This window comes from Bartonella sp. AP150HLJHH (assembly GCF_042196385.1).
GTDB lineage: Bacteria > Pseudomonadota > Alphaproteobacteria > Rhizobiales > Rhizobiaceae > Bartonella.
Window position 1 is genome coordinate 1 of sequence record NZ_JBHIQC010000050.1, and the last position, 5,956, is coordinate 5,956.

The window sequence follows — 5,956 nt, forward strand, 5'->3', positions numbered from 1 at the left end:
ACGGTGGGCAATCGGTGTTGTCATCGCAGGTTCTGCAACCCAGCTTGTTACTCTGCTATTTAAAACAACGTAATAATGGCGTTAATTATAAATTATAAAACACAATATGTTTATTTATATAAAATATTATCTAGATTTTAATAAGAGTGAAATATGCAAAAGTTAATTAGTGTTCAATCAAAAAGTAACAACAAAATCATCGCAATTTCTGCTGCTATGACTGCATTCTTTATGAATAGTTCTTCTCATGCACAAGCCGCAAAAACTTTAACAAATGCAAAAAATGCTCTAACAGAGTTACAGACAGACTTAAAAGTAATTCTCCCTATCGCTGCTGCCGTTATACTTCTATGTTTAGCAATTGGTTATGCGGGACGCTACATCGGAAAAGACACATTTGTACGTTGGGCAGTAGGTGTTGTCATCGCAGGTTCTGCAACCCAACTTGTTACTCTGCTATTTAAAACAACGTGATAATGACATCAATTATAAATACAATATGTTTATTTATATAAAAATATTATCTATATTAATAAGAGTGAAATATGCAAAATTTAATTAGTATTCAATCGAAAAGTAACAACAAAATCATCGCAATTTCTGCTGCTATGGCTGTGTTCTTTATGAATAGTTCTGCTCATGCACAAGCCAAAGCGAGTGTTTTAACAAATGCAGAGAAGGCTCTAGAAGATTTACAGGGCGATATTCAAAAGATTATACCTATTGCTGCTGCTATTATACTATTATGCTTAGCAATTGGTTATGCGGGACGCTACATCGGAAAAGATACTTTTGTGCGGTGGGCAATTGGTGTTGTCATCGCAGGTTCTGCAGCCCAGCTTGTTACTCTGCTATTTAAAACAACGTAATAAGGGCATTAATTATAAATTATAAAACACAATATGTTTATTTATATAAAAATATTATCTAGATTTTAATAAGAGTGAAATATGAAAAAATTAACTAGTATTCAATCAAAAAGTAACAACAAAATCACCGCAATTTCTGCAGTTATGACTGCGTTCTTTATGAATAGTTCTGCTCATGCACAAGCCAAAGCGAGTGTTTTAAAAAATGCAGAAGGCGCTTTAGAAGGTTTACAGACAGACTTAAAAGTGATTATCCCTATCGCTGCTGCCGTTATACTGTTGTGCTTAGCAATTGGTTATGCGGGACGCTACATCGGAAAAGATACTTTTGTACGGTGGGCAATCGGTGTTGTCATCGCAGGTTCTGCAACCCAACTTGTTACTCTGCTATTTAAGGCATAATGGCGTTAATTATAAATAATACAACACAATACGCTTATACAATAGACAATCAGTGTTATCGTACCCTCTACAACAAAACTTACTGCAATATTATTGAAAGGTAATTCATGAATCATGTATAATACGTAATGTTTTTAATACCCATCGATTATAGGTGTGTACCAGTAATAATGTAGCCATACTGAAAAAAGGAATATTATTTATAGCGACTTTAATTAAAAGGGGATAAAGAATATGAAACAATCAAATACGTTTCAAGCGAAGACGTGCAACAGGATTAATGTTATTATCATCACTTCAATGATGTTATTAATAACGCAATCTGCATATGCTCAGACGGAAACAGAGAGCTTGGATGCCTTCATAGGAATGCAATATGGATTAAGTGTACTTATTCCTATCGTTGCCCTCATTATTCTTTTATTACTTTTGCTTATTTATATATTTCGCATCATCGCAAGAGCTACATTTATACGATGGGCCTTCAGCGTCATTATTGCTGGTGCAGCCTTTTATATTAGCCACATATTATTTTACCTCTACTGACAAGAGCACCCCATGAAATCACAAGAGCAAAAAGAATTCCCCCTATTCAAAGGAGCAACACGTGTTCCAACGATATGGGGTGTCCCCATGATGCCATTTATCGTTATGGTTATGGGGGTCGCTGTTATTGCCATGACAGTAAGTATCTTTTTGTGGATTATGGCACCTCCATTATGGTTCATTATGGTGCAAATTACTAAAAACGATGATAAGGCGTTTCGTATCTGGTGGTTATGGATCGATACTAAATTTCGCAATCGCAACAAAGGTTTTTGGGGCGCATCAAGTTATAGTCCCTCTGATTATAGTAAAAGGAGATAAACATGACAGCTGTTGAAAGCAGCAAACGCCTTGCATCAGAAGCACCTGTAAGCCTGTTTCTACCTTATTCACATCATATTACAGATACGATTATTTCTACTAAAAATGCGGAATATTTGTCAGTTTGGAAGATTGACGGGCGTTCACATCAAAGCGCTTCAGAAGAAGATATTTTTCAATGGATAAAAGAGCTTAATAATACTCTACGGGGTATTGCATCAGCCAATTTATCATTTTGGACACATATTGTGCGCCGCCGTGTTTATGAATATCCTGATTCAACATTTGATCAAATGTTTTGCTATCAACTTGATGAAAAATATCGGCAAAGCTTTACTGGTTATAATTTGATGGTCAATGATTTATATCTGACGATCATTTTTCAACCGATAGCGGATAAAATTATGTCGTTCTTTTCTCAACATGAACGTGAAACGCTTGATCAAAAAAAGATGCGACAAGACTCGTGTATCAAAGAACTCAATGACATCAATCGTACTTTAGGCCAATCTTTAAACCGTTACGGTGCAGAACTTCTTGGTGCTTATGAAAAAAATGGGCATGCTTATTCTTCTGCACTTGAATTCCTTGGAATGCTTGTCAATGGTGAATATCGCCCTATGCCAATTTGCCATAACCGTTTTGCTGACTATATGTCTGTCAATCGACCTTTTTTCTCAAAATGGGGCGCTCTTGGTGAACTGCGAACAACCAGTGGAATGCGTCGATTTGGAATGCTTGAAATTAAAGAATATGATGCAACAACCAAACCAGGACAATTGAATGTTTTGTTGGAAAGTGACTTCGAGTTCGTATTGACGCAGAGCTTTTCAGTTCTCTCCCGACATGCTGCTAAAGATTATTTACAACGGCATCAGCGTAATCTTATTGATGCACGAGATGTGGCAACGAGCCAAATTGAACAAATTGACGAAGCATTAAACCAGCTTATCAGTGGGCATTTTGTCATGGGAGAACATCACTGCACATTGACGATCTATGGTGATACAATTCAACAAGTTCGCGACCATATGGCCAAAGCAAGTGCAGCATTACTAGACGTTGCGGTACTGCCCAAACCTGTAGACTTAGCAATAGAGGCTGGCTATTGGGCACAACTTCCTGGCAATTGGAAATGGAGACCGCGTCCTGCTCCGATTACATCATTGAACTTTTTATCATTTTCATCTTTTCATAATTTTATGTCAGGAAAACCCACTGGTAACCCATGGGGTCCAGCCGTCACAATTCTTAAAACAACCAGTAAAACACCGCTTTATTTCAACTTTCATGCCTCCAAACTTGAAGAGGACTCGACAGATAAACGTTTACTTGGTAATACCGCGCTTATCGGACAATCTGGTTCGGGTAAAACCGTGTTACTCGGCTTTTTGTTAGCACAAGCACAAAAATTTAAGCCGACAACTGTTGTTTTTGATAAAGATCGTGGCATGGAAATTGCCATTCGGGCGATGGGTGGAAAATATTTAACATTCAAGCCAGGCAGAAAAAGTGGTTTCAATCCTTTCCAACTCCCACCAACACAAGAAAATCTGATTTTTTTGAAACAATTTGTTAAAAAATTGGCAGAAGCTGGTGGTGAGGTCACGCATCACGACGAAGAAGAAATTAACAAAGCAGTTATGTCTGTTATGAGTGCTAATATTGACCGATCACTCCGTCGTTTGTCCTTTCTAGTACAATTTCTACCAAATCCACGTTTAAGTGATTATAATGCTCACCCATCTGTTCATGCTCGCTTACTAAAATGGTGTGAAGGTGGTGATTATGGGTGGTTGTTTGATAATCCCCATGATGCTCTTGATCTCTCAACACATCAAATTTACGGCTTTGATATCACGGAATTCTTAGATAATTTTGAAACTCGCACTCCAGTGATGATGTATTTGCTTTACCGCACAGAAGGCATGATTAGCGGACAGCGATTTATGTATATCTTTGACGAGTTTTGGAAGCCTTTGCAAGATCCGTACTTTGAAGATTTAGCGAAAAATAAACAAAAGACTATCCGTAAACAAAATGGTATTTTTGTTTATGCAACACAAGAGCCTAGCGATGCCTTGGAAAGTAATATTGCCAAAACACTCATTCAACAGTGTGCAACTTACATTTTTCTAGCCAATCCCAAAGCAAATTATGAAGATTATACAAAAGGCTTTAAACTAACAGATGCCGAATTTGAACTCGTTAAAGGACTTGGTGAGTTTAGTCGCCAATTCCTCATTAAGCAGGGTGATCAATCTGCGCTTGCAGAACTGAATCTTGGTAAATTCCACCTGACACGCGATGGAAAAACCATCGAACACGACTTTAGTGACGAGCTCTTGGTGTTATCAGGTACACCTGATAACGCAGAGTTAGCCGAAAGCATTATCGCAGAAGTTGGTGATGATCCAGCAATATGGTTGCCAATTTTCTTACAGCACGCAAAAAATGACAGGAGGGAAACATGAAAAAAAAGGTCATTTCAATAGTAGTTGTAATAACTTTAGGGATTTCAAACCCAGCGATGGCTTGGGTTTGGGGCGCTGGGGCGGCGGATTTGGGAGCATCAATTCCAACGACGTGGCCCAATTTTTTTGGGAAATCATCTTCAAATAGATCAAAGTCTAAAAAAACTCCACAGCAAAAGAAAGCGCCATCTGATGCCCAACTTCTCGATATGCTAAAAAAACACCTTGAGGAAGTAAAAAAGATACACGAGTCTATAACGGGAAGCCAAAAATTCGATACTAAAAAACTTAAAAATGTACAAACAGATCACAGTAGCTTTTTTCTCAAAAATCCAGAGAATCTCTACAATAGAAATAAACCTTCTGCTCTATCTACATCACTTGAAAATATTTTAAAAGAAGAAGAAATTCCTGTTACTATCCATGAATCTAGCAGTTTTATCAACAAGCGCATCCAATATGCAGCCATCACTGATAAAGCCGTAAGTTTAAAAACTTTTCAAGAAGCAAACAATCGTTTTCAGCAAATTGAAGAACTATTAAAAGAAATCACGACAACAAAAGATCTAAAAAGTATTGCCGAGTTACAAGCACATATAATTGGAATGCTTGCTATGCTACAAAATGAAACAGCAAAACTACAAATGGTTACACATTTACGCAATGCTGAACATACACTTATCAAACAACAGAAAGATAAGCATAACATAAAAATTTTGAATAGTAAAAACACGAAAATGCCTACCATAAGATTTATTAGGTAAAGCTTTTATAATAACATTTTGTATATTATTTCCCTGTATGCTCGTAAAAAGAAAAAGTTAATGCGTAATACTCAATTCTCTCTCATAGATCAAAAAGGTCTACGAAGTTTCATTTTATCCTTAAAAAGTTCAACGAAAAATGCTTAAAAATCATATAAAAAGTTGAAAATTCGTTAAAGAGGAATTCCATGAACTTTACAGTGTTCACGCAACTTTTCAATAAAATTGATCAGATAACAAAAACATATGTCACGGATATTTCCTCAAAAACAATAGCTACAATTACACCCTTTGTTTCAATCGGTATCACAATCGCTTTCATCATCTATGGATGGCTCATCATTCGTGGCGCTATAGATATGCCTCTCTCCGGATTTGTAAATCGTTTCCTAAGGATAAGTATTATTACTTCAATAGCTCTTACCACAGGACTTTATCAGAGTGAAATTGCCAATTTGATCACACAAATGCCCTATGAGTTATCAAAAGCGCTTATAACAAATCCACTCAATGATACACAATTAATGAATTTACTGGACAAAGCAGCAACCAAAGGATTTCAATATGCAGGACGTCTTTT

Annotated in this window: 8 protein-coding genes and 1 pseudogene; all 9 read left to right on the forward strand. The window is 36.7% G+C overall.

Annotation, left to right across the window (positions count from 1 at the left end):
* Positions 1–73, forward strand: a pseudogene (locus ACFING_RS09070) (conjugal transfer protein); the annotation flags it as partial.
* A gap of 80 nt (positions 74–153) precedes the next feature.
* Entirely contained in the window at positions 154–474 is a 321-nt protein-coding gene (gene trwL, locus ACFING_RS09075; RefSeq protein WP_375630584.1) for a VirB2 family type IV secretion system major pilin TrwL, read from the forward strand.
* Between the two features lie 71 nt (positions 475–545).
* A complete protein-coding gene (gene trwL / locus ACFING_RS09080) occupies positions 546–869 on the forward strand; it encodes a VirB2 family type IV secretion system major pilin TrwL (protein WP_375630586.1) in 324 nt (107 codons plus the stop codon).
* Positions 870–950: 81 nt separating this feature from the next.
* Positions 951–1,271, forward strand: coding sequence for a VirB2 family type IV secretion system major pilin TrwL (gene trwL, locus ACFING_RS09085; RefSeq protein WP_375630588.1), 321 nt, complete (start codon positions 951–953; stop codon positions 1,269–1,271).
* A 234-nt stretch (positions 1,272–1,505) separates the two neighbouring features.
* Positions 1,506–1,817 carry a conjugal transfer protein gene (locus ACFING_RS09090; RefSeq protein WP_375630589.1) on the forward strand — a complete coding sequence of 104 codons (312 nt, stop codon included), beginning with the start codon at positions 1,506–1,508 and terminating at the stop codon, positions 1,815–1,817.
* Positions 1,818–1,829: 12 nt separating this feature from the next.
* On the forward strand, positions 1,830–2,138 hold the full coding sequence (locus ACFING_RS09095; RefSeq protein WP_375606609.1) for a type IV secretion system protein VirB3: 309 nt from the start codon (positions 1,830–1,832) through the stop codon (positions 2,136–2,138).
* A gap of 2 nt (positions 2,139–2,140) precedes the next feature.
* The gene (locus ACFING_RS09100; protein ID WP_375630591.1) at positions 2,141–4,612 is read left to right on the forward strand and encodes a VirB4 family type IV secretion/conjugal transfer ATPase; all 2,472 of its coding nucleotides are present in this window, start codon (positions 2,141–2,143) and stop codon (positions 4,610–4,612) included.
* On the forward strand, positions 4,609–5,376 hold the full coding sequence (locus ACFING_RS09105) for a type IV secretion system protein (protein WP_375630593.1): 768 nt from the start codon (positions 4,609–4,611) through the stop codon (positions 5,374–5,376). The genes ACFING_RS09100 and ACFING_RS09105 overlap by 4 nt, the downstream gene beginning before the upstream one ends.
* Before the next feature lie 188 nt (positions 5,377–5,564).
* The coding region (locus tag ACFING_RS09110; protein ID WP_375630595.1) for a type IV secretion system protein at positions 5,565–5,956 on the forward strand (392 nt) is incomplete at its 3' end.

Coding starts and splice junctions, on each gene's coding strand:
- trwL (WP_375630584.1), top strand. CDS start 154: ATGCAAAAGTTAATTAGTGTTCAATCAAAAAGTAACAACAAAATCATC.
- trwL (WP_375630586.1), top strand. CDS start 546: ATGCAAAATTTAATTAGTATTCAATCGAAAAGTAACAACAAAATCATC.
- trwL (WP_375630588.1), top strand. CDS start 951: ATGAAAAAATTAACTAGTATTCAATCAAAAAGTAACAACAAAATCACC.
- ACFING_RS09090 (WP_375630589.1), top strand. CDS start 1,506: ATGAAACAATCAAATACGTTTCAAGCGAAGACGTGCAACAGGATTAAT.
- ACFING_RS09095 (WP_375606609.1), top strand. CDS start 1,830: ATGAAATCACAAGAGCAAAAAGAATTCCCCCTATTCAAAGGAGCAACA.
- ACFING_RS09100 (WP_375630591.1), top strand. CDS start 2,141: ATGACAGCTGTTGAAAGCAGCAAACGCCTTGCATCAGAAGCACCTGTA.
- ACFING_RS09105 (WP_375630593.1), top strand. CDS start 4,609: ATGAAAAAAAAGGTCATTTCAATAGTAGTTGTAATAACTTTAGGGATT.